The sequence below is a fragment of the Sphingomonas sp. PP-F2F-A104-K0414 genome (assembly GCF_004340945.1).
Taxonomy (GTDB): domain Bacteria; phylum Pseudomonadota; class Alphaproteobacteria; order Sphingomonadales; family Sphingomonadaceae; genus Sphingomonas.
The window spans coordinates 75820-97665 of sequence record NZ_SLYD01000002.1; the positions used below are offsets into that span (position 1 = coordinate 75820).

Annotated in this window: 22 protein-coding genes and 1 tRNA gene; 17 read left to right on the forward strand and 6 right to left on the reverse strand. The window is 64.9% G+C overall.

Going from position 1 to position 21846, the window contains the following annotated elements:
- Nucleotides 1–84 precede the first annotated feature (84 nt).
- From C8J46_RS04540 to C8J46_RS04565, 6 genes are all read left to right on the forward strand, one after another.
- Nucleotides 85–975, forward strand: a complete 891-nt coding sequence (locus C8J46_RS04540) for an alpha/beta hydrolase (protein ID WP_243643218.1) — start codon at nucleotides 85–87, stop codon at nucleotides 973–975.
- Entirely contained in the window at nucleotides 972–2186 is a 1215-nt protein-coding gene (kynU, locus tag C8J46_RS04545) for a kynureninase (protein WP_132735577.1), read from the forward strand. The genes C8J46_RS04540 and kynU overlap by 4 nt, the downstream gene beginning before the upstream one ends.
- Before the next feature lie 52 nt (nucleotides 2187–2238).
- Nucleotides 2239–4284 (forward strand): NAD(+) synthase, encoded by a 2046-nt coding sequence (locus tag C8J46_RS04550; RefSeq protein WP_132735580.1) that lies wholly within the window; start codon nucleotides 2239–2241, stop codon nucleotides 4282–4284.
- Between the two features lie 156 nt (nucleotides 4285–4440).
- Nucleotides 4441–5199, forward strand: a complete 759-nt coding sequence (locus C8J46_RS04555; protein ID WP_243643219.1) for a CDP-alcohol phosphatidyltransferase family protein — start codon at nucleotides 4441–4443, stop codon at nucleotides 5197–5199.
- Between the two features lie 15 nt (nucleotides 5200–5214).
- On the forward strand, nucleotides 5215–6306 hold the full coding sequence (locus C8J46_RS04560; RefSeq protein WP_132735585.1) for an inositol-3-phosphate synthase: 1092 nt from the start codon (nucleotides 5215–5217) through the stop codon (nucleotides 6304–6306).
- A gap of 1 nt (nucleotide 6307) precedes the next feature.
- On the forward strand, nucleotides 6308–7039 hold the full coding sequence (locus C8J46_RS04565) for an NTP transferase domain-containing protein (protein WP_132735588.1): 732 nt from the start codon (nucleotides 6308–6310) through the stop codon (nucleotides 7037–7039).
- 210 nt (nucleotides 7040–7249) lie between these two features.
- On the opposite strand, the gene C8J46_RS04570 is transcribed toward C8J46_RS04565, so the two are convergent.
- Complete coding sequence (locus C8J46_RS04570; RefSeq protein WP_132735591.1) at nucleotides 7250–7891, reverse strand: peptidylprolyl isomerase; 642 nt, start codon at nucleotides 7889–7891, stop codon at nucleotides 7250–7252.
- A 126-nt stretch (nucleotides 7892–8017) separates the two neighbouring features.
- On the opposite strand from C8J46_RS04570, the gene C8J46_RS04575 reads away from it, so the two are divergent.
- The 6 genes from C8J46_RS04575 to C8J46_RS04600 are packed head-to-tail and all read left to right on the forward strand — an operon-like array spanning nucleotide 8018 to nucleotide 13139.
- On the forward strand, nucleotides 8018–8923 hold the full coding sequence (locus tag C8J46_RS04575; protein ID WP_132735594.1) for an alpha-L-glutamate ligase: 906 nt from the start codon (nucleotides 8018–8020) through the stop codon (nucleotides 8921–8923).
- Complete coding sequence (locus C8J46_RS04580) at nucleotides 8923–9939, forward strand: LLM class flavin-dependent oxidoreductase (RefSeq protein ID WP_132735596.1); 1017 nt, start codon at nucleotides 8923–8925, stop codon at nucleotides 9937–9939. The genes C8J46_RS04575 and C8J46_RS04580 overlap by 1 nt, the downstream gene beginning before the upstream one ends.
- Nucleotides 9936–10670 carry an ATP-binding cassette domain-containing protein gene (locus C8J46_RS04585; RefSeq protein ID WP_132735599.1) on the forward strand — a complete coding sequence of 245 codons (735 nt, stop codon included), beginning with the start codon at nucleotides 9936–9938 and terminating at the stop codon, nucleotides 10668–10670. Before C8J46_RS04580 ends, C8J46_RS04585 begins: the two co-directional genes overlap by 4 nt.
- On the forward strand, nucleotides 10667–11329 hold the full coding sequence (locus C8J46_RS04590; protein WP_132735602.1) for a methionine ABC transporter permease: 663 nt from the start codon (nucleotides 10667–10669) through the stop codon (nucleotides 11327–11329). The genes C8J46_RS04585 and C8J46_RS04590 overlap by 4 nt, the downstream gene beginning before the upstream one ends.
- A gap of 8 nt (nucleotides 11330–11337) precedes the next feature.
- Nucleotides 11338–12132, forward strand: coding sequence for a MetQ/NlpA family ABC transporter substrate-binding protein (locus C8J46_RS04595; RefSeq protein WP_132735605.1), 795 nt, complete (start codon nucleotides 11338–11340; stop codon nucleotides 12130–12132).
- Between the two features lie 38 nt (nucleotides 12133–12170).
- Nucleotides 12171–13139 (forward strand): magnesium and cobalt transport protein CorA, encoded by a 969-nt coding sequence (locus tag C8J46_RS04600; RefSeq protein ID WP_132735608.1) that lies wholly within the window; start codon nucleotides 12171–12173, stop codon nucleotides 13137–13139.
- Nucleotides 13140–13262: 123 nt separating this feature from the next.
- On the opposite strand, the gene C8J46_RS04605 is transcribed toward C8J46_RS04600, so the two are convergent.
- Nucleotides 13263–14252 carry an NADP-dependent oxidoreductase gene (locus tag C8J46_RS04605; protein ID WP_132735611.1) on the reverse strand — a complete coding sequence of 330 codons (990 nt, stop codon included), beginning with the start codon at nucleotides 14250–14252 and terminating at the stop codon, nucleotides 13263–13265.
- Between the two features lie 141 nt (nucleotides 14253–14393).
- On the reverse strand, nucleotides 14394–15716 hold the full coding sequence (locus C8J46_RS04610; RefSeq protein WP_132735614.1) for a DUF2171 domain-containing protein: 1323 nt from the start codon (nucleotides 15714–15716) through the stop codon (nucleotides 14394–14396).
- Nucleotides 15717–15953: 237 nt separating this feature from the next.
- Here C8J46_RS04610 and C8J46_RS04615 point away from each other — a divergent pair.
- Together C8J46_RS04615 and C8J46_RS04620 are read left to right on the forward strand one after the other, a co-directional pair.
- Nucleotides 15954–16029: transfer RNA gene (locus C8J46_RS04615), tRNA-Ala, on the forward strand.
- A gap of 101 nt (nucleotides 16030–16130) precedes the next feature.
- Nucleotides 16131–16862, forward strand: coding sequence for a 2OG-Fe(II) oxygenase family protein (locus C8J46_RS04620; protein ID WP_132735617.1), 732 nt, complete (start codon nucleotides 16131–16133; stop codon nucleotides 16860–16862).
- A gap of 121 nt (nucleotides 16863–16983) precedes the next feature.
- Here the strand turns inward: C8J46_RS04620 and C8J46_RS04625 are convergent, their stop codons facing one another.
- The gene (locus tag C8J46_RS04625; RefSeq protein ID WP_132735620.1) at nucleotides 16984–17445 is read right to left on the reverse strand and encodes a MarR family transcriptional regulator; all 462 of its coding nucleotides are present in this window, start codon (nucleotides 17443–17445) and stop codon (nucleotides 16984–16986) included.
- A 116-nt stretch (nucleotides 17446–17561) separates the two neighbouring features.
- On the opposite strand from C8J46_RS04625, the gene C8J46_RS04630 reads away from it, so the two are divergent.
- Complete coding sequence (locus C8J46_RS04630) at nucleotides 17562–17987, forward strand: organic hydroperoxide resistance protein (RefSeq protein ID WP_132735622.1); 426 nt, start codon at nucleotides 17562–17564, stop codon at nucleotides 17985–17987.
- 319 nt (nucleotides 17988–18306) lie between these two features.
- Nucleotides 18307–18687, forward strand: coding sequence for a hypothetical protein (locus C8J46_RS04635; protein WP_243643220.1), 381 nt, complete (start codon nucleotides 18307–18309; stop codon nucleotides 18685–18687).
- 123 nt (nucleotides 18688–18810) lie between these two features.
- On the opposite strand, the gene C8J46_RS20715 is transcribed toward C8J46_RS04635, so the two are convergent.
- Nucleotides 18811–19053: a hypothetical protein gene (locus tag C8J46_RS20715; protein ID WP_165886456.1), complete on the reverse strand. Its 243-nt coding sequence runs from the start codon at nucleotides 19051–19053 to the stop codon at nucleotides 18811–18813.
- Nucleotides 19054–19464: 411 nt separating this feature from the next.
- Complete coding sequence (locus tag C8J46_RS04645; protein ID WP_165886457.1) at nucleotides 19465–19971, reverse strand: TonB family protein; 507 nt, start codon at nucleotides 19969–19971, stop codon at nucleotides 19465–19467.
- A gap of 457 nt (nucleotides 19972–20428) precedes the next feature.
- Between C8J46_RS04645 and C8J46_RS04650 the strand changes: the two genes are divergently transcribed.
- A complete protein-coding gene (locus C8J46_RS04650; RefSeq protein WP_132735630.1) occupies nucleotides 20429–21820 on the forward strand; it encodes a carboxylesterase family protein in 1392 nt (463 codons plus the stop codon).
- Nucleotides 21821–21846: the final 26 nt, after the last annotated feature.

Here is a 21846-nt window from a genome sequence, read left to right on the forward strand (position 1 = left end):
AATTTACGACGCGGCGTCTACGGACGGGACAGGTCGATGACGGTCGGCTAGCGTCGCCGGATGCGCCTATTCCTCGCCACCGCCTTGCTGCTACCATTGGCCACGATGCCGATGCCCGCCGCCGCCGACCTGCTTACCTGGTCCGTGCTCACCGCCCGCCCCAAGCCGACGCCAGACGCGACGATCGCCTATGGAACCGACCAGATGCAGAAGGTCGACGTCTGGCTCCCCAAGGGCAAGACCGGCGGCAAAGGCCGCTTGCCGGTGGTGGTGATGGTCCATGGCGGCTGCTGGACGACCAGCATCGCCGATCGCAGCATGATGAACTGGGTCGCCGACGACCTGCGCAACGCCGGCGTTGCGGTGTGGAACATCGACTATCGCGGCGTCGACCGGAGTGGTGGCGGCTATCCCGGCACGTTCCAGGACGCTGCGAAAGCCGCCGACCAACTCACCGTAAACGCGAAGACGTTCAACCTCGACACACGCCGCGTCGTCGCGATCGGCCATTCCGCCGGCCGTCACCTCGCACTCTGGCTCGCCGCCCGCCCGCGGATTGCGAAGACCAGCGCACTCTACAGCGCGCATCCGCTCCGCATCCATCATGTCATCAGCCTCGGCGGTCTCCCCGATCTCGAAGCCACCGCGGCGAACCCCAAAAACGGCTGCGGTACCGAGGTCGTGACCCAGCTCGTCGGCACGCCGACGTCGCAGCACCCCGACATCTATGCCGACACCTCGGTACCGCGCCTGCTCCCGCTCGGCGTAAAGCAGGACCTGATCAACGGCCGCGAGGACCGGATCATCCCCTTCGTCATGGCCACCGACTATATCGCCAAGGCGACCGCGGCCGGCGACACCGCCACGCTCCACACGATTCCCGCGACCGGCCATGTCGAACTGATCGCCCCCGAAACCGCCGCCTGGGCAGAAGCAAAGCGGCTCATTCTTACCGACCTGGGGATGACCAAGTGACTCTCGAAGACGCCCGCGCGCTCGACGCGACCGACCCGCTCGCCGCCTGCCGCGACAAGTTCGCGCTTCCCGACGGCGTGATCTATCTTGACGGCAATTCGCTCGGCGCGCTGCCCAAGGCGACCCCCGCCGCGCTCGCCGACGTCGCCACCCGCCAATGGGGCGACCGCCTCATCCGCAGCTGGAACGAAGGCTGGATCGACGCCCCGCAACGGATCGGCGCCAAGATCGCCCCGCTGATCGGCGCCGCCACCGACGAGGTGATCATCGGCGACACCACCTCGACGCATCTCTTCAAGGCGTTGGTCGCCGCATTGCGCAGCAACCCGGGGCGCCACACCGTCGTCAGCGAAGCCGGCAACTTCCCGACCGACCTCCACATCGCCGAGGGCGCGGTCGCCTGCGTCCCCGGCGCGCGCCTCAAGGTGGTCGCCCGCGAGGACCTCGCCGCCGCGCTCGACGACGACACCGCGGTGCTGCTGCTCACGCACGTCCACTACAAGACCAGCGACCGCTTCGACATGCGCGAGTGGACCGCCCGCGCGCACGATGCCGGCGCGCTCATGCTCTGGGACCTGAGCCACAGCGTCGGCGCCGTCCCGATCGACCTCAATGGCGCGAACGCCGATCTCGCGGTCGGCTGCACCTACAAATACCTCAACGGCGGCCCCGGTGCGCCGGCGTTCCTCTTCGTCGCCAAGCGCTGGCAGGATTCGCTCGCCAGCCCGCTCTCCGGCTGGATGGGCCATGCCGCACCGTTCGCGTTCGAGGATGCCTACCGCCCCGCGCCCGGCATGAAGCGCTGGCTCGCCGGCACCCCTGCGATGCTCTCGACCGCCGCGCTGGAAACCGCACTCGACCTCTGGGCCGACATCGACCAGCACGCCGTCGCCGCCAAGAGCGCACAGCTCTTCGCCATCCTCGCCGCCGCCGGCGACGCGCTCGGCCTCGACTGCGTCAGCCCCCGAGACCCCGCCAGACGCGGCAGCCACATCAGCTTCCGCCACCCGGAAGCCTATGCACTGACGCAGGCGCTCATCGCGCGCGGGGTGATCGGCGACTTCCGCGATCCCGACATCCTCCGCCTCGGCCTGACGCCCTTGTATCTCAGCCACGAAGACGTCTGGCGCGCGGGCGACATCCTGCGGGACATTCTCGAAACCGAAGCCTGGCGCGATCCGGCCTTTGCCGAACGCCTCGCAGTGACGTGAGCGCCTTGGCAAGCCGGTAGCGCGTGCGGCCGTGCACTTGTATCGGTGTGACATGACGCACCCATTCTACGCGATCCACAGCCATGGCCTGATCCGGGTCGCCGCCGCCACGCCGCGCGCGTCGGTAGGGGATACCGCCGCGAATGCCGAGGCCACGATCGCCTTGGCACGTGAGGCGGACGCGAAGGGCGTCGACCTCGTCGTGTTCCCCGAACTGAACCTCACCTCCTATGCGATCGACGACCTGCATCTCCAGACCGCCCAGCAGCGCGCGACGCTGGCGGCGATCGCGACCGTGGTCGAGGCGAGCGCGACCTTGCGGCCGGTGTTGCTGGTCGGCGCGGCGTTGGTGCGCAACGGGCGGTTGTATAACTGCGCGCTGGCGATCGCGCGCGGGCGCGTGCTGGGCGTGGTGCCGAAGACGTTCCTACCCAACTACCGCGAATTCTATGAGAAGCGCTGGTTCGCGAGCGGCGCCGGCCTGACCGGGCTGACGATCGACCTCGACGGTGAAGAGGTACCGTTCGGCACCGACCTGATCTTCGCCGCGCGCGACCTGCCCGGCTTCGTGGTCCATGCCGAGATCTGCGAGGATTACTGGGCCCCCACCCCGCCCTCGACCGCGGGCGCGCTCGCGGGTGCGCTGATCTGCTGCAACCTGTCGGCGTCGAACATCGTCATCGGCAAGGCACGCGAGCGGGCGATGCTGGCGGCGTCGCAATCCGCGCGCGCGGCGTGTGCCTATATCTATTCCGCCGCGGGACCGGGCGAGAGCACGACCGAAGTCGCATGGGACGGCCAAGGCCTGATCCACGAACTCGGGGAGCAGATCGCCGAGTCTGAGCGGTTTTCGACTGAACCCGAACTGGTGATCGCCGACATCGACTGCGAACGCATCACGCAGGAGCGTCTGCGCAACGGCACGTTCAACGATGCGGCGATATTCGCCGGCAACCCCGAAACGCGCTTCCGACGGATCGCGTTCGATCACGCGCCGGTGCTGACCGACGGCGGTCTCGAGCGCGCAATCCGCCGTTTCCCATTCGTCCCGAACGACCCCGCGCGGCGCGACGACGATTGCTACGAGGCGTTCAACATCCAGGTGGAGGCGCTGTCGAAGCGGCTGGTCTCCGCGCATGCCGAGACGATCGTCATCGGCGTCTCCGGCGGGCTCGACTCGACGCACGCGCTGATCGTCGCGGCCAAGGCGATGGACCGGCTCGGCCGCCCGCGGGCCAACATCCTCGGTTTCACGATGCCCGGTTTTGCGACCGGCGAAGGGACCAAGGCGAACGCCTGGGCTCTGATGCGCGCACTCGGCATCACCGCCGAAGAGATCGACATCAAGCCCGCCGCCCGCCGCATGCTGGAGGATATCGGCCACCCGTTCAGCGAAGGCGAACCCGTCTACGACATCACCTTCGAGAACGTGCAGGCCGGGCTGCGCACCGATTACCTGTTCCGTCTCGCCAACCAGCGCCGCGGGATCGTGCTCGGCACCGGCGACCTCAGCGAGATGGCGCTCGGCTGGTGCACCTACGGCGTCGGCGACCAGATGAGCCATTATGTGGTCAACAGCGGCGTGCCGAAGACGCTGATCCAGTTCCTGATCCGCTGGTGTATCCGCACCGACCAGTATGACGCGGCGACCGATGCGATCCTGTCGACGATCCTCGCTCAGGAGATTTCGCCCGAGCTCGTGCCGGCCGGCGCGGACGGCGCATTGCAGAGCACCGAGTCGATGATTGGGCCGTATGCGCTCAACGACTTCTTCGCGCATTACGTGATCCGTCACGGACTCGCCCCCTCGAAGATCGCGTTTCTCGCCTGGCATGCATGGCGCGATGCGAGCGTCGGCGCGTGGCCGGAGGACCTGCCGGAGGATGCCCGCGTGGCCTACGACCTCCCGACGATCCGGAAATGGCTCGAGAAATTCCTGTTCCGGTTCTTCACGACCAGCCAGTTCAAGCGGTCGGCGATGCCCAATGGACCGAAGGTCTCGGCGGGCGGTGCCTTGTCGCCACGCGGTGATTGGCGGGCGCCGTCGGACGGGATCGCGACGACGTGGATCGAAGAATTGCGGTCAAGCGTTCCATAGGCTTAGCTACGCTACCTTGCATAAACCGCCCGCGCGGCGCATTATGAAAATCCTATGACAGTGGCTCCACCGGATGGATCGCGCGATCGCCGGATCGAGATCCCATCTAACCTTTGGCTGATACACCCGGCAGGCCGTGCGCTTTTGCCGCTCGCGTTGGCGCGTGGAATTTCCGCGAATGCGGTGTCGGTCATGGGGCTCTGTCTCGGCGGAGCTGCCGCGCTCGCCTATACCCAATGGGGCAATTGGGCGCTGGCGCTGGTCGGTCTCGTGCTGTCGATCGGCTGGCTGATCGCCGACGGACTCGACGGCATGGTCGCTCGCGCGACCAAGACCGCCAGCCCGCTCGGCCGGATGCTCGACGGTCTATGCGATCACGGCGTGTTCGCGTTGATCTACGTTTCGCTCGCGCTGACGATCGACACACCCGAAGCTTGGATCCTCGCCTTCGCCGCCGGTGGCGCGCACGCGGTGCAGTCGAACATGTACGAAGGCGAGCGCTCGCGCTTCCATCGCCGGATCAAGGGCGTGGCGCTCGAAGCGCCTCCCGTCCCGACTGGCAACGCTCTCGTCCGCTTCTACGACGGCGTCGCGAGCAGCATCGACCGGATCGCCATGCCGTTCGAGCGGACGCTCGGCCAGGCCAGCGATCCGGTCGCGCTCGGCGCCGTGTACGGGGCCCGCGCCGTCGCCCCGTTGCGCTTCATGGCCTTGCTTACCGCGAATGTCCGGGTATGGGCGATCTTCGTCGCCTGCTTCGCGGGCAACCCACGCATCTTCTGGTGGTTCGAGATCGTCCCTTTGACGCTCGTGGCCATCGTCGGGCTCGTCTGGCACCGTCGTGTCGAGCGGGCTTTCGTTCGTAATACTTCTGCAACGCGACCAAAGACCGCGTCGCGCATGCATCTTTCGTAAGGAACAGGGTCAGTAATGAATAGCATTCGGATCGCCGTGGTCGGCATCGGCAACTGCGCGAGCTCGCTCGTGCAAGGCCTCGAGCATTACCGTGAGGGCGCCAACGACCAGGTCGGCCTGATGCATTTCGACATGGGTGGCTACAAGCCGAGCGACATCAAGGTCGTCGCGGCCTGGGACGTCGATCGCCGCAAGGTGGGCAAGGACGTCGCCGAGGCGATCTTCGCCAAGCCCAACTGCACCGCGGTGTTCGCACCGAACGTGAGCAACACCGGCACGATCGTGAAGATGGGCAAGAAGCTGGACGGCGTTGCCGACCACATGGCCGACTTCAAGGACGACCGCACGTTCCTTGTTTCGGACGCCGCCGAGCCGACCCGTGAAGAGGTCATCGCCGAGCTGAAGGCATCGGGCGCCGACGTGCTCATGAACTACCTGCCGGTCGGTTCGCAGGAAGCCACCGAATTCTACGCCGAGTGCGCGATCGAAGCGGGCGTGGCGTTCGTCAACAACATCCCCGTCTTCATCGCCTCGAACCCCGTCTGGGCGAAGAAGTTCGAGGACGCCGGCGTCGCGATCATCGGCGACGACATCAAGGCGCAGCTCGGCGCGACGATCGTCCACCGCGTGCTGACCGACCTGTTCGCCAAGCGCGGCGTGAAGCTGGATCGCACGTATCAGCTCAACACCGGCGGCAACACCGACTTCCTCAACATGTCGAACCATCGCCGTCTCGAGTCGAAGAAGATCTCGAAGACCGAAGCGGTTCAGTCGGTCGCGGCAGAGCGGATGGACGACGACAACGTCCATATCGGCCCGTCGGACTATGTGCCCTGGCAGAACGACAACAAGGTCTGCTTCCTGCGCATGGAAGGCCAGCTGTTCGGCGGCGTGCCGATGAACATCGAGCTGCGTCTCTCGGTCGAGGACAGCCCCAACTCGGCGGGTGTCGCGATCGACATGATCCGTTGCGCCAAGATCGCCAAGGATCGCGGCATCGCCGGCGTAATCGACCCTGCATCGGCCTATTTCTGCAAGCACCCGCGCACGCAGATGACCGACGATCTCGCGCAGATCGAAGTCGAGCGGTTCATCAAGGCCGCCTGACATGATCGAGACGCCCCGGATTGAAACGGCGATCATCCTCGCCGCCGGGGAAGGCAGCCGCCTTCGCACCTCCGCCCCGTATAAACCGCTCTGCGCGGTGGCGGGGCGGCCGTTGATCGCCCACGCGCTCGAAGGGCTGGCCGAGGCTGGCTTTGCGCGCGCGATCGTGACGGTGAGCTACGGGCGTGAGGCGATCGAAGCGTACCTGGCGAGCCGGCGCTGGCCGCTGGCGGTCGAGACGGTGCTCGCCGATCACCGCGAGCCCAACGGCGTCTCGGTCCTCGCGGCACGCGATGCGCTGGCCGGCAGCGAAGCGATTCTTGCGATGTGCGACCACCTCGTCAGCCCCGAACTCTATGCCCGCATGGCGCGTGGCGGTGCCGGCGGCGGTCTCCGCCTCGGCATCGACCGACGTCTCGGCCACGACTGGGTCGACCCCGAGGACGTCACCTGCGTCGCCACCGAAGGCGACCGCATCGTCGCGATCGGCAAGGGCCTCGAACCCCACGACTGCTACGACACCGGCGTCTTCGCGATCGGCCCTGCGCTGTCGGATGCGCTGGCAACGCTCGCCAGCCCTTCCCTCACCGAAGGCGTCCGCCTGCTGGCCGCGCAAGGACTAGCCCGGATCGTCGATTGCAGCGACATCGACTGGATCGACGTCGACGACGCCCCCGCGCTCGCCAAAGCCGAAGCGTGGATGGCGACCAAGGCGGACGCCGTCGCCGCCTGAGGCTTAGCCGTCTTCTGCTCCCTCACGAATGCGGGGAACAGCAAGCGCTGAAATTTAAACTGCCCCTCCCCAACACCACCCCGGCGGAGGCCGGGGCCCAGTTGGGGGACGGCTATAACGACGCACAGTCCGCCGTTACTGCAAACTTTCCAACTGGGCCCCGGCCTTCGCCGGGGTGGTGGAGTTGATGAGGTGACGTAAAGTCCTGCGCTACTTCGCCCGCCGAACCGTCAGAATCTTAACCGGCGCGGCAATCATCTGCCCCTTCATCACCCCAACCCCAGCGGTCGCCGAAATCGGCGCAGCAAGGATGCGCTTCACGACATCCATCCCCTCGACCACATGCCCGAACGCCGCATACCCAGCGGTATCCCCACTTCCCGTCGGGTTCGCATCCAACGACAACACCGGCCCGACGGTAATGAAGAAATCCGCCGTCGCCGTCCCCGGCGCCAACCGCGCCAGCGAGATCGTCCCATCGACATGCGACAACCCGGTCTTGCTGGTCGGCTCATGCGCGACGGGCTTCAAGATGCGCTTCGGATCGTTCTGCGGCCCGCCCTGGATCAGCCCGGTCCCCTGCCCCAGGTTCATCGCGCGATAGAACGTCACCCCATCAAGCCGCTTCTGGTCGACATAACGTAGGAAGTTCGCGGTCGTCAGCGGCGCGCGCTCCTTTTCCAGTGCCAGCGTGATCGGCCCCTCGCTGGTCGTCATCACGATCGAGACGGTCGCCGCCGGCACCGCCTCGGCCGGAACAGGCGTAGCCGGTGTCGCCGGAGCGACGGTTTGCGCCGAGCCGGAAACGGCACAGAGAAGGACGAGCGAAGCGCCAAGCGTTTTCAAGATCATGACCAAGGCTACCCGGGCAAACGCGCCCTGTCAGCCGAGAACGTCAGCCGGGAACGATGCGAAATTGCGCGTGCCAAACTATTGCTTGGGTTTGCACGCCCGCGCGCAATGCGTATCCGGAGAGCGATGACCGATCTCGCCATTCTCTACGAGCACCCGCTCTGGTTCGAACCGCTGTTCGCCGCCCTCGACCGCCGCGGCGTCGCGTTCACCCGCGCGACGCCCGACGGGTTCTGGAACCCCGCCGACCAGAGCGCCCCCGCCCCCGTCGTCTTCAACCGCATCGCGATGTCGAGCTTCCTGCGCAACGACGAGCATCCGATCTTCGACACGATGGCGATGCTCGATCACTGGCGCCGCACCGGCGCACGCGTGATCAACGGCACCGACGTGCTCGCGATCGACGCCTCCAAGGCCCGCCAACTGTCGCTGATCGCCTCGCTCGGCCTCGCGATCCCCGAGACACGCGTGGTCCACCGCGCCGCCGACGTCGTCCCCGCCGCGCAGACGCTCCGCTTCCCGCTGGTCGTGAAGGCGAACATAGGCGGATCGGGCGCGGGCATCATCCGCTTCGACAGCCTCGACGAACTGCGCACCGCCGTCGCCGACGCAGGCCTCCCAAGCAGCGTCGACGGCGTCCTGCTGGTCCAGGAATACGTCCCCGTCCGCGACGGCGCGATCACCCGGATCGAGACGCTCGCCCGCAAATTCCTCTACGCGATCGAGGTCGCGGGCGGCGGCGCGTTCGATCTCTGCCCCGCGGATGCGTGCGTCGTCCCCGGCTCGGGAATCAAGATGGCCGCGGTCGACCCTTCGCAGACCTTGAAGGACGCCGCCGAAGCGATCGCCAACGCGGTCGATCTCGACGTCGGCGGAGTCGAGGTGATGATCGACGACCGCGACGGCGTCGCGCGCTTCTACGACATCAACGCGCTGTCGAACTTCGTCGCCAAGCCCCTCGATGTGCTCGGCTGGGATCCGCACGACCGCCTCGTCGATTACCTGATCGAACAGATCGAAAAGGCCCGCTGATGCGCTATGGTTACTGGACTCCCGTCTTCGGCGGCTGGCTCCGCAATGTCCCCGACGAGGGGATGGAGGCGAGTTGGGCGTACACCAAGGCGCTGACTCAGAATGCCGAGCGTTGGGGCTATGACCTGACGCTGATCGCTGAGCTCAATCTCAACGATATCAAGGGCATCGAACAGCCCGCGCTCGACGCGTGGTCGACCGCGGCGGCGCTCGCGGCGGTGACCGACAGCATAGAGCTGATGGTCGCGGTCCGCCCGAACTTCCACCACCCCGCACTGTTCGCCAAGGCCGCGGCGAACATCGACCGGATCTCGGGCGGGCGGCTCGCGCTCAACGTCGTCTCGTCCTGGTGGGCGGACGAGGCCAAGCAATACGGCCTCCAGTTCGACCAGCACGACGATCGCTACGCGCGGACGGCGGAGTGGCTGACCGTCGTCGACGGGCTCTGGACTGAAGAGCGGTTCGACTTCGCGGGCCAGTTCTACACCACGCAGCAAGCGATCTGCTCCCCCAAGCCCGCCAAGCGCCCGACCGTCTATGCCGGCGGCGAGAGCGAGAAGGCCAAGGCGATGATCGCTGCGCAGTGCGACGCGTACGTCATGCACGGCGATCCCGCCGACGCGATCGCCCCCAAGATCGCCGACATGGCTGCGCGACGCGAAGCAGCTGGCGGCGCGCCGATGCAATACGGCATGGCCGCCTACGCGATCGTCCGCGACAGCGAGGCGGAGGCGAAGCGCGAGCTCGAACGCATCACCAGCGTCACCGAACTCCCCGCCGGCTATGCCAATTTCGACCAGTGGCTATCGGGCACGCAGCTCGAACGCGAGTTGAAGATCCAGGAATACTCCGTCTCCAACCGCGGCCTGCGCCCCAATCTGGTCGGCACACCCGAACAGTTGAAGGAGCGCGTGGCGGAGTACGAAGCCGCCGGTCTCAACCTGCTGCTGCTCCAGATGAGTCCGCAGGCCGAAGAGATGGAGCGGTTCGCGGCGCAGGTGATGGGCTCCGCATGATCCGCCTAATCGACGTCGTTAAAACCTACCCGGCAAGCGAGGCGGCCGCTCTGGACGGCGTATCGCTCGAAATCCCCGCACGCGGCGTGTTCGGGGTCATCGGCCAGTCCGGCGCGGGCAAGTCGACGCTGATCCGCCTGATCAACGCACTCGAACGCCCGACTTCGGGCCGGGTCGAAGTCGATGGCGTCGACGTGGCGGCGTTGTCCGCAGCGGACCTGCGCGCGCTACGCCGCCGCATCGGTATGATCTTCCAGAACTTTGGCCTGCTGTCGTCGCGCACGGTCGCAGCAAACGTGGCGTTCCCGCTCGTGCTCGCGGGCGTATCCAAAGCCGAACGCGAGACGAAAGTCGCCGCACTGCTCGACCGCGTAGGCCTCGCCGATCATGCCGCCAAATATCCTGCCCAACTCTCCGGCGGGCAGAAACAACGCGTCGGCATCGCCCGCGCGCTCGCCACCGACCCCGACATCCTGCTCTGCGACGAAGCCACCAGCGCGCTCGACCCCGAAACCACCCGCTCGGTCCTCACCCTCCTCCGCGACCTCAACCGAGACCTCGGCCTGACGATCGTTCTCATCACCCACGAAATGGACGTCGTCCGCTACGTCTGCGACCGCGTCGCCGTCCTAGAACGCGGCCGCATCGTCGAGACCGGCGACGTCGCCGACATCTTCGCCAACGCCGCCCACCCGGCAACGCAGCGCATGCTGGCGGCGCTGGCGGCATGAGCTTCTTCGCCAACATCGACTGGTCGGACATCGGCCAGGCGTGCCTCGACACGCTGATCATGCTCGGCGGATCGCTGATCCTGACGATCGCGTTCGGCCTCCCGCTCGGCGTGCTGCTCTACCTCACCGACCGGGGCCGCCTGTCGCAGAACCGCGTCGCCAACGCCGTCCTCGGGATCATCATCAACATCCTCCGCTCGGTGCCGTTCATCATCCTGCTGATCGTGATGATCCCGCTCACCGTGATGCTCGTCGGCACCTCGCTAGGCGTCGCCGGCGCGATCCCGCCGCTCGTCGTCGGCGCGGCGCCCTTCTATGCGCGCCTCGTCGAAGGATCGCTCAAGGAAGTCGACCGCACCACGATCGAGGCGGTGCAGGCGATGGGCGCCACCACGCGCCAGATCGTCACCGGCGCGCTGATCCCCGAGGCGCTGCCCGGACTGATCGCCGGCGCCACCGTGACCGCGGTCGCGCTCGTCTCGTTTACCGCGATGGCGGGCGTGGTCGGCGCAGGGGGCCTCGGCGATCTCGCGATACGCTTCGGCTATCAGCGCTTCCAGACCGACGTCATGGTCGTCACCGTCGTGCTGCTGGTCGTGCTCGTCCAGATCATCCAATATGCCGGCGACGCGCTCGCTCGCCACTTCACCCGCCGCTAGGAACTGCCATGAACCGCCGCACCCTGCTCGCCTCGTTCTCGCTGCTCGCGCTCGCCGCCTGCGGTGGTGCCAAGACCAACGACGGCAAGACGCTGACGATCGCCGCAACCGCGGTGCCGCACGCCGAAATCCTGGAATCGATCAAGCCAACGCTCGCCAAGGAAGGCGTCGACCTCCAGATCCGCGTCTTCAACGACTACGTCCAGCCCAACCTCCAGGTCGAGCAGAAGCAGATCGACGTGAGTTATTTCGAGACCAAGCCGTATCTCGACCAGTTCAACGCCTCGCGCGGCACGCATCTGGTGACCTACGCCGGCGTCCATGTCGAACCGCTCGGTGCCTATTCGCGCAAGTGGAAGTCGATCGCGCAGATCCCCAACGGCGCCACCGTCGCGATCCCGAACGAGCCGAGCAACGGTGGCCGCGCGCTGCTGTTGCTCCAGAAGGCCGGGCTGATCACGCTCCGGAACCCGACCAATCCGCTGTCGAGCCTCAACGACATCGCCACCAACCCGAAGAACCTGAACTTCAAGGAACTGGAGGGCGCCACCCTGCCCCGCACGCTCGGCGAGGTCGATCTCGCGCTGATCAACACCAATTACGCGCTCGACGCGAAGCTCAATCCGGTCCGCGACGCGCTCGTGATCGAGGACAAGAACAGCCCCTATGTCAATTTCGTCGTCGGCCTGCCCGGCGGCGAGAAGGACCCGCGGGTGGTCAAGTTGATCGCGGCGCTGCGCAGCCCGGCGACCAAGACCTTCATCGAGCAGCATTATCGGGGTGCGGTGCAGCCGGCGTTCTGATACCGGCGCGAGCCTCGTTAGCGTAATTCCGAGGTTCCATGACGGTCGTCGCCGCGTATCTCTATCGTCATGGCAAGCGTGTCCGCGCGGTCTCGATCGACGAAAAGGTTGATTGCCCCGCGGATCGCTCCGAGTTCGTCTGGATCGGCATCTGCGACCCGACCGATGCCGAGATGCGGACGCTGAAGGAGCAGTATAACCTCCACCCGCTGGCAGTGGAGGACGCGATCAAGGCGGACCAACTACCCAAGGTCGACGTCTATGGCGACCAGCTGTTCGTCGTCGCCCGCACCGCGCAACTCGAGGACGACAAGATCGCATACGGCGAAACCGCAATCTTCGTCGGCCACAGTCACATCATCAGCGTCCGCCACGGCTCGGCGCGGTCTCATAAAGCTCTACGCGAACAGCTCGAAGCCGCGCCCACCTTGCTCATCAACGGCGTCGACTACGTCCTCCACGCAATTCTGGACTACGTCGTAGACGGCTACCTCCCAATCGTCGAGAGCATCGAGGACGAGGTGCTGGCGATGGAACAGCGCACGATCGACGCCTTCCTCGGCCGCGACGAGATCGTCCGCATCTTCGGGCTTCGACGAGAGATGATCCGCTTCCAGAGAATCCTAGGACCGATGGGCGAGGTCGCAGGCAAGATCGTCCGCCTCGACCTCCCCTGCATCGATACCGAGGCGAAACCGTATTTCAGCGACGTGCTCGACCACGTCCGCCGGGTGCAGACGATGGTCGAGGGGTTGCGCGAAGTGCTGACGTCGGTGTTCGAATTCAGCAACCTGCTCGAACAACAACGTACCGGCGCGATCACCCGCCAGCTCGCCGCCTGGGCCGCGATCCTCGCCGTACCGACCGCGATCGCGGGGATCTACGGCATGAACTTCGAGAACATGCCCGAGTTGAAGACAGAGTACGGATATTTCGTCGTACTGGGTGTGATCGGGGTCGTCTGCGCCGCGCTGTACGTGAAGTTCAAGCAGGCGAAGTGGCTCTAACTAGGACCTAGCTTAGCTTGTTTCCCCGCGAAGGCGGGGACCCAGACTGGGCTCCCGCCTTCGCGGGAGAACAAGAAAGCGGCCGGGACACATGCCAAAGTTCATCCCCCGGCCGGCTCTCGCTCAAACCTTGACGAGCATCTTCCCCGTGTTCCCACCCGAGAACAGCCCCAGAAACGCATCCGGCATCGTCTCGAGACCCTCGTGCACGGTCTCCTGCCGCTTCAGCGTCCCCGCCGCCAGCATCCTGCCCATGTCCTTGTAGAACTCCTCGGCACGATCCATGTAGTCGCTGACGATGAACCCTCGGATCTGCACGCGGTTACCGATCAGCCGCGCAAGATACTTCAGCTGCGTCGCAGCCCCGCTGTTATACACGTCGATCATCCCGCACACCGCGAACCGCGCATGCATGTTCGCATGCGCCAGCGCCGCGTCGAGATGCTCGCCGCCGACGTTGTCGAAATACACGTCGATTCCTTTCGGAGCAGCCTCGCCAAGCGCCTTCACCACCGGCACGTCGCTCTTATAGTCGATCACCGCATCCGCGCCGAGCGACTTCACCCACGCGCACTTCTCCGCGCCGCCGGCCGACCCGATCACCGTCATGCCCTTGGCCTTCGCGACTTGCACCACGGTCGATCCGACCGCACCCGCCGCCGCCGATACGAACACCGTGTCGCCCGCCTTCGCCTCGGCAACCTGAAGCAGCCCGAAATACCCGGTCATCCCCGGCATGCCGAGCTGACCCAGGAACGCCTGCGGAGGCACGTTGAGCGCGGGCAGCTTCTGCACCTGAGAGGCCGGCACCACCGCCTCGTCGCGCCAGCCTGCCATGTGCAGCACCATGTCGCCGACCTTGATGCCGTCGTCGTTGCTCTCGACCACTTCGCCGACCGCGCCGCCCTGCATCGCCTCGCCCAGTGCGAACGGCGGGACATAGCTCTTCACGTCGTTCATCCGCCCGCGCATGTACGGGTCGACCGACAGCCAGCGATTGGCGATGCGCACCTCGCCCGCGCCGAGCGTCGACTGGTCGAGATCGATCATGGCGAAATCGGTATGCTTCGGCATGCCTTGCGGACGTGCCTTGAGGCTCCATGCACGGGCCATAAACTTGCTCCTGTCTTGATTATTCGTGTTGCGGGTATGGCGAAACGCATACTCAACGCAACCTGCAAAAAGGCCCGGACGTTTCCGCCCGGGCCCCTATACGGCTGACATCATGCGACGCCAGCCAACGCTTTCAACCAGTTAGTACGTGGTCGAACCCGACTTGCCGAGCGTGTCCGACGTCGTCCCGGTGGTGGTGCCGCCGGTCGTCGTGCCCGTGGTCGATGCCGTGCCGGTCCCGGTGCTGCCGGACTGTGTGCTGCCCGTCTGCGAGCTCGAAGCATAACCGCTGGTACCGGCATCCTTCTTGTCACCGCCCGTGCGATCGCCGTACTCGAACATCGCCGAGTTGCGCTCTTCTTCCTTCCACGCCGCCTTGGCCTCATCGGCCGACTTCGACAGCGTGACTTTGCCGTCGACGGTCTTGATCCAGCGCGACGGGATCGAGTGGTGCACGCCGCCGGCATCGCGGTCGTTCTTGGTCAACAGGATCCGGTCGCCCTTCACCTTGTCGACCGTGCCGACATGGCTGCCGTCAGACCCGACGACTTCCATATGCTCGGTAACCTGCGACAGCGAACTGCGCTGGCCCTGGCGCTCATTGCGCCACGACGAGAACTCGTTCTCGAACTTCGAGCGGTTCTCGTTGCGATATTCGTCATAGTCGCGGTCGAGCGCCGCGATCTGCGTGCTGCGCCAGCTATGGTAATGGTCGTCGTGAGTGTTCGAGGAGCGATTGCCGAACGCACGGTTGTCCGAATTGCCATAGGACCGCTCGTCGTAGCGTGCATCGGCTTCGCGACGGCGCTCGGCCTCGTCGTCACCGAACCAGGAGCGAACTTCGTCGCCTGCGCGTGCGATGAACCCACGATCGTCATAGTCATAGCCCTGTGGCTGGCGACCATAATCACGCCCCTCGTTTCGGCTGTCGCCGCGCGAAGAGTTGCGGTTGTCGTCATCGGCATCGCGGTTGCGGCCTACGTCCTCGAAGCGACGACCGTCCGATGCATAGCTGCCGTGATATTCGGTATCGCCCGAACCCTGGCTGCGCTGGCCGGTGGACTGCTGGCCATAGCCTTGTCCAGACCGCTGCTGACCGTAACCCTGCTGGCCGTAACCCTGCTGGCCGTAACCCTGACCCGATCCCTGGCCGTAGCGCGACTGGCCGTAGCGATCGCTGCCCGATGGCTGCGAGCGATCATTGTGGCCGCCATAATAGTCACGACCGCCCTGCTCGCGACCATATTGATCGCCGCGTCCCTGGTCGTCACGCCCCTGATATCCCTGGCCGCGGCCGCTGCGGTTATCATCGCGATCATATTCGCCGGCGGCTTCATATTCACGCGCGCTGGAACGACCGTAGCCGCCACCGTCTGCGCGGAAATCGCGACCATAATCGTTCGAGTTCGGCCGACCGTAATAGTCGCCCGACTGGCGATCTCGGGTGTTGCGTTCGTAGACCATAGGAACCTCCTAATTGCTGTCCTGCGGCTGCCGGCCCCGTCGATCGCGGGGTCGTACATTCCGAGGATTACAAGCGCCAAGCTGGCGGAATGTTCCTGTGATTGCGGCAACTTGACGGCGACCCGACGCTCCGTTGCGACGACGCGCCGAAGGTCAGTTGGCGCAGTCGCGCCAACCCGGTTGCAACGCCCAAATCGAGCCGCTAGATCATCGATCCTGGCCTATGGCCAACCGCGCGGGGCCGTAGCTCAGATGGGAGAGCGCTGCAATCGCACTGCAGAGGTCAGGGGTTCGATTCCCCTCGGCTCCACCACGCGCGCTGGAACTCATATCGGTGGCGTAGCGGGATAAACACGCACCCTTCTGCTGGCCGCACATCGGCGTTAGGCGTGGGCATCCTCTGCGAGGTTTTCGATGCCGACCGACCCATTCTTGCTCAACCCCAACCTCGATGTCTCGGACCTGCGCGCGCGGTACGCGCGCGCAGGTCGCGTCAGGATTAAGGACCTGTTGTCGGACGATGGGCCGCAACGCCTGCACGCATATCTTCAGGACCATGCGGATTGGCGGCAGGTGCTGAACAGCAACGACACTTTTTACGAACTCGATCGCTCGGTCCGGGACGCGATGAGCGATGCGCAGCGAAAGGCGCTGTATGCCGCGGTTCACAAGGGCGCCGAGAGCGGTTTCCAATATCGCTACGAGACGATCCGCGTGGCGGACGGCGTGGGTGCACGCGTAGCGAACCCCGATCTGCTCACGCTATTCGCTTCGTGGTTGTCGAGTCCCGCCCCGCTGGCGGTGCTGAAGGCGATCACCGGCGCCGACGATACGCGGTTCGTCGATGCGCAGGCGACCGCCTACGCAGCCTGCGACTTCCTCACCGCGCACGACGACGAGGTTGCCGGCAAGGATCGACGTGCGGCCTATGTGTTCGGCCTCACCCCGCAGTGGCGCGCCGAATGGGGCGGCCTGCTGCTGTTCCATGATCGCGACGGCATGGTCGAGGGACTTGTCCCGGACTTCAACACACTCGACATCCTAGCTGTCCCGCAACTCCACAGCGTGTCCTATGTAACGCCCTCCGCGCCAACGAAGCGGTATTCGATTACGGGATGGTTGCGGGCGCAGCGGCAGCCCGTCTGACATTGTCAGTCGGAGCCGCAACCGCGGGGCGGACCGACGGGTTGCTATCTCATCAAATGAGCGAAGGCTTATCTTAGCGCCTATGCTTTTAGCAGATGCATCCTAAGATCTACCGCAAATTTCATTGAACCACTGCGGATTTGGCCCCGGGCTTGAGCGCTAGCGCCTGACGAAGCGCCGCCACTTCAGCGTTGAGATACGCCAGCCTGTCCGGCGTCATTCCCGATCGTTCCACGATCAACGGCCCCAGACATCCCGTCTCAGCCCAGCGGGCGCGACCCGCGTCGGTCAAACGGACGCGGACCTCACGCTCGTCGGCGGGATTGCGAATCCGCGTAACGAGCCCCGCTGCCTCCAAACGCTTGGCCAGTGGCGTGATCGTGCTCGGTTCCAGCGCGAGCCTCTCGGCGATGGCGCCGATCGAACGGCCATCCTGAACCTCGTTCAAGGTCTGAAGAACGAGAAACTGCGGGTAGGTTATGCCAAGCCGGTCGAGCGCAGGCTTATAGGCACGATTTATCGCGATCGTCGCAGCGTAGAGCGAAAAGCACAGTTGCTCGTCGAGTGGCAGAGGGTCGGACACACATAGCTCTTTCATAACGATCAGTATCACGGAAATGATTATCGCACAAAATAATGCTGGACAACCGCAGCAAGGCTACCTAGATATTTATCGCGATAAGCAATTGGAGACTCAAAATGTCGATCGACGTGAAATACACCACTGAAGCCACAGCAACCGGTGGTCGTGACGGACATGCTCGTTCGCAGGACGGTCGCTTCGACGTCGCGCTCTCGACGCCAAAGGAACTGGGCGGCGCAGGCGGCGACGGCAGCAACCCGGAGCAGCTGTTCGCGGCCGGTTATTCCGCCTGCTTCATCGGCGCGCTGAAGGTCGCCGGCCAGCAGTTGAAGATGAAACTGCCCGAAAACGTCGCGGTCACGGCCAAGGTCGGCATTGGTCCCCGGTCCGCGGGTGGTTTCGGCATCACGACCGACCTGACGGTATCGTTGCCGGGTCTGGAGCGTGACGAAGCGCAGAAACTGGTCGATGCAGCACATCAGATTTGCCCGTATTCCAACGCAACGCGGGGGAATGTGGATGTTGGGTTGACGCTCGCCTGAGGAATTCGCTTAAATACCGGCGTGGCGGTGGGGGGCCTTTCGTGCCGCTGCGCCGGGTGTGGGCTGTTGGCAACTGTTGTCCTTGATGGAGAATTAGCGCGGTTGCCGAGTTTTGGCGGTCGGCTCATGCGTCCTTCAGCTACTGCCCGCCCGTCGACTTCGGCCTTGGCCGCGTCGCCAAAAGATAACCCAGGATACGGTCCGTACGGTTTTCGCCACCCAATTGATCGAGAGCAATACGGTAACCCGATCCGCCCGGACATTTCCTCCGCGACACCGCGTTGACGATCGCCACCACAGGCTTTGCGGAGAGAATGACATGGCCGTTAAATTCGCCGGAACGATGAACGCGATCAACCGCGGACTTGATGCTACCAAGTCCACCAAGGGTGCCGACATGGTCGAGGATTGGGAAGCCGCGCTGGCCGACGTCGATACCGCGGGTGCCAAGGGCATCCTGCGCGACCTCGCCTCGCTGCGCAAGCAACTGGAAAAGGACACGCCCGACGCGGATCGCGTCCATGCGCTGTTGCACCGCCTGGGTACGGCGACCACCAAGATCGCCGACAAGTCCGACAAGTCGCAGGAGAAACTCAAGGCGCTTGGCGAGGCGTTGACCGAAGCCGGTGAGGATTCGCCGGACGAGGAGGAAGACACCAAGGCCGCCGCAAGCCCGAAGCGCGCGCGCAAGAAGGCGTAAGTATAGTGGGCCGGTCCGACGACCGGCCCATCTATCTCGTTTCCCGGTCGTCCACGTCGCGCGATCCCCGGGCTTTTGACCCGCGCGACCTCTTAGCCGGCATCCCCGACCGGCCTGCTCGCGTCACCCTTTGAGCTTGGATACGTGCACCGCGATCAGTTTTATATACGCGGCCGAAGCAACGCCGAGCGAGAAGGCGGGAACGTAGACCATTCCGACGCCAAATAGCGGTGCAGCCGCGTACGCCTTATAGGCTGTCCAGCTGGCGATCACCAGATACAGAAATACTGCACAAAATCCCAAGCTGGCGAGAACAAGGGCGATCTTGGCTGCCCGATCCAAGTCAATAGACTTGCGTTCGTCCACGATATTCGACCTGATCATCACATTGTAATGGACGAATATCGCGATACCCGAAACTATCCCGATTGCGGCTACTGCACTGGTATAGTGGAAAACATACCATCCACTGACAGCCCAGCCCGCCAATAAATATACGGGCGGAAGCCATCCCAAGATGGCCTTGCAGATTGCATTTAGCGTCACTGGCGCATCTTCCCGTTCCAAAAACGTCCGTCCTGCAACGCCTGCAGGATTGCGGGCAAATCAGAGCGCTTAGAGTACAGCCAGACCCGCGGGTGATCCGGCGGGATGGTTTCGCAGCGACTAATTGAGAGTTTGCTAACGGGCTGTGTTCGCAGACGCGGCCAGGCTCATCGCCTTGGCGGAACTTGAGAATTCTATCCGTGCCCCCGATCGCGGGTCGCTGTTATGTACTCAGTGGGTCGGCGCGGTGTCTGGGACGGCTGGTGTCACGATTTCCAGCTTACCCATCTTGACCACGGAGTCCGTGATCCAAACAACGGGAATGCCGACCCACGCATCGTTCAGCGGCTTGCCGTTGCGCCGCGGGGGATGAACCCGGAAGATCCGTGAGGCGGTCAGCGCCGCCTTGCCAAAGCCAAATCCCCCGGCGCTCTCGGCGATGACGCGGCAATCATGGACGCGGGTCGAGAGCAGAACCCGGCAGGCGAGGACCGCCTTTCCGGAAATGCGTTTCTCGACGGCCTGCCGGGGTGCAAACGGCTGCAACGCACTGTCGCCAGGTTTCCATACCCAATCGGCCTTTCGAAGAACGTCGAGCGGGCCTGGGCCGTCGAGTTCACCGCCGGCGACGCCGTTACCAGATCCGGTGCCAGCCCCGATGCGTCGCCACCACCGTTCACCGATCTGTTCCAAAACCGGGGTCGGTGAGTAGCAGGATACCAAGGCTTTACCCTTCAAGTGTCTGGCGGACGCCATGATTATCTAAACCGACCGCCAAGTCTACTCTGTCGGGGGCAAATCGGTTGCGATCGTCCGGCGGCACCGTCCAAGCACATCGGTGTCGGCGGCACGAAGCCTGCGACCAGAAGATTAGACGCCAGTGGACGCTGTCGGAGGCGTGTTCACGCGAGCATCTGGTGGCGGCTTTCCCGTGGTGAGGTTTCGAAAGCGTTCGGATCGCCTTCCCCCCAGTCATCATGGCTGCGTCGATACTATACGCTACGTTCAGCCAGCCGTTGTCTATGCGATTAACTGTGCGCTACCATTGCCAGGCCAATGTGGCGGAATTGTCAGACGTTGCGTTACAGCGATGCAGGAGATGGGTCCGGGTTCGATTTCCCGCCGCGGGCCCCATCACTGATTTCTGTCGCGCGCTTCGGCCGTTATCGCTTCGATCAGAGACGAGGATAGTGCCATGCGTTTGACCTTCACCCTTGCGGCGGCCTTGCTGGCCAGTTCGACATTGGCGCAAGCCGAAGCTGGCGAGACGCGTGCGCGGATCGATACCGGTCGATTGCAGGGTCGCGAGTCCGGTGGAGTCGTGGCGTTCAAGGGTATTCCGTTCGCTGCGCCGCCGGTCGGTCCGCTCCGCTGGCGAGCCCCCCAGCCCGCGGCCGCCTGGCGCGGCGAGCGCGACGCGAGCCGCTATGCCAATGACTGCATGCAGCAACCTTTCCCAAGCGATGCCGCGCCGCTTGGCACGCCGCCGGCCGAGGATTGCCTCTATGCCAATGTGTGGAAGCCCGCCGGTGCGAAGGCGAAATTGCCGGTGATGGTGTGGATCTACGGTGGCGGCTTCGTGAACGGCGGATCGTCGCCACCGACCTATGCCGGCAGCGAATTGGCCAAGTCCGGCATCATGGTCGTCAGCTTCAATTACCGCCTCGGACGGTTCGGCACGTTCGCGCATCCGCAGTTGACGAAGCAGGATCCCGATCACGGGCTGCTTGGCAATTATGGCTATATGGACCAGCTCGCCGCGCTGAAATGGGTCAAGCGCAACATCGCGGCGTTCGGCGGCGACCCCGCCAACGTGACGATCATCGGCGAAAGCGCAGGCGGCATGTCGGTCCACACTTTGCTGACGTCGCCGATGGCGCGCGGGACATTCCAGAAGGCGGTGGTGCAATCGGGCGGCCCCAGCACCGGGCCTGCCGGGACGATCGCCACGGCGGAGACGATCGGCATCGCGTTCGCGCAGTCGAAGGGGATTGCGGCCGGTGATCCGCAGGCCTTGGCCAAGCTGCGTCGACTGTCGGCGGACCAGGTGACCGATGGCTTGAGCTTGGCGGCGATGTTCACGCCGGGATCGGGGCCGCGGACGTTTAGCGGGCCGGTGGTCGATGGCAGGCTCGCGGTCGATCCCGTCGCCGCCTATGCCGCGGGACGGTTCGCCCGGGTGCCGGTGATGATCGGCGCGACCAGTGACGATATCGGCGGGCCGCAAGGGTATATGATCGTCGGCGCGCGCGACACCGCGGCGGTGCTCGCGGCGAAGGGCGTGCCGACCTATCATTACCGGTTCTCGTATGTGGCGACGTCGGTTCGGAACGCTAAAACCGCGGGCGCATCGCATGCGACGGACATCCCGTTCTTCTTCGATACCGCAGCGATAAAATATGGTGCGCAGACCAGCGCGACCGACCGGGCGGCGGCGCACACCGCGAGCGCGTATCTGGTGAACTTCGTGAAGACCGGTAACCCGAACGGTACAGGGCTGCCGAAATGGCCGGCGACGAAGGCGGACGCGCCGGCGATGCTCGATCTGGATGCGCAGGGCGGCGCGGCGCTGATCGAAGGGGACTGAACCGAAAACCCTCCCCCGGTGGGGGG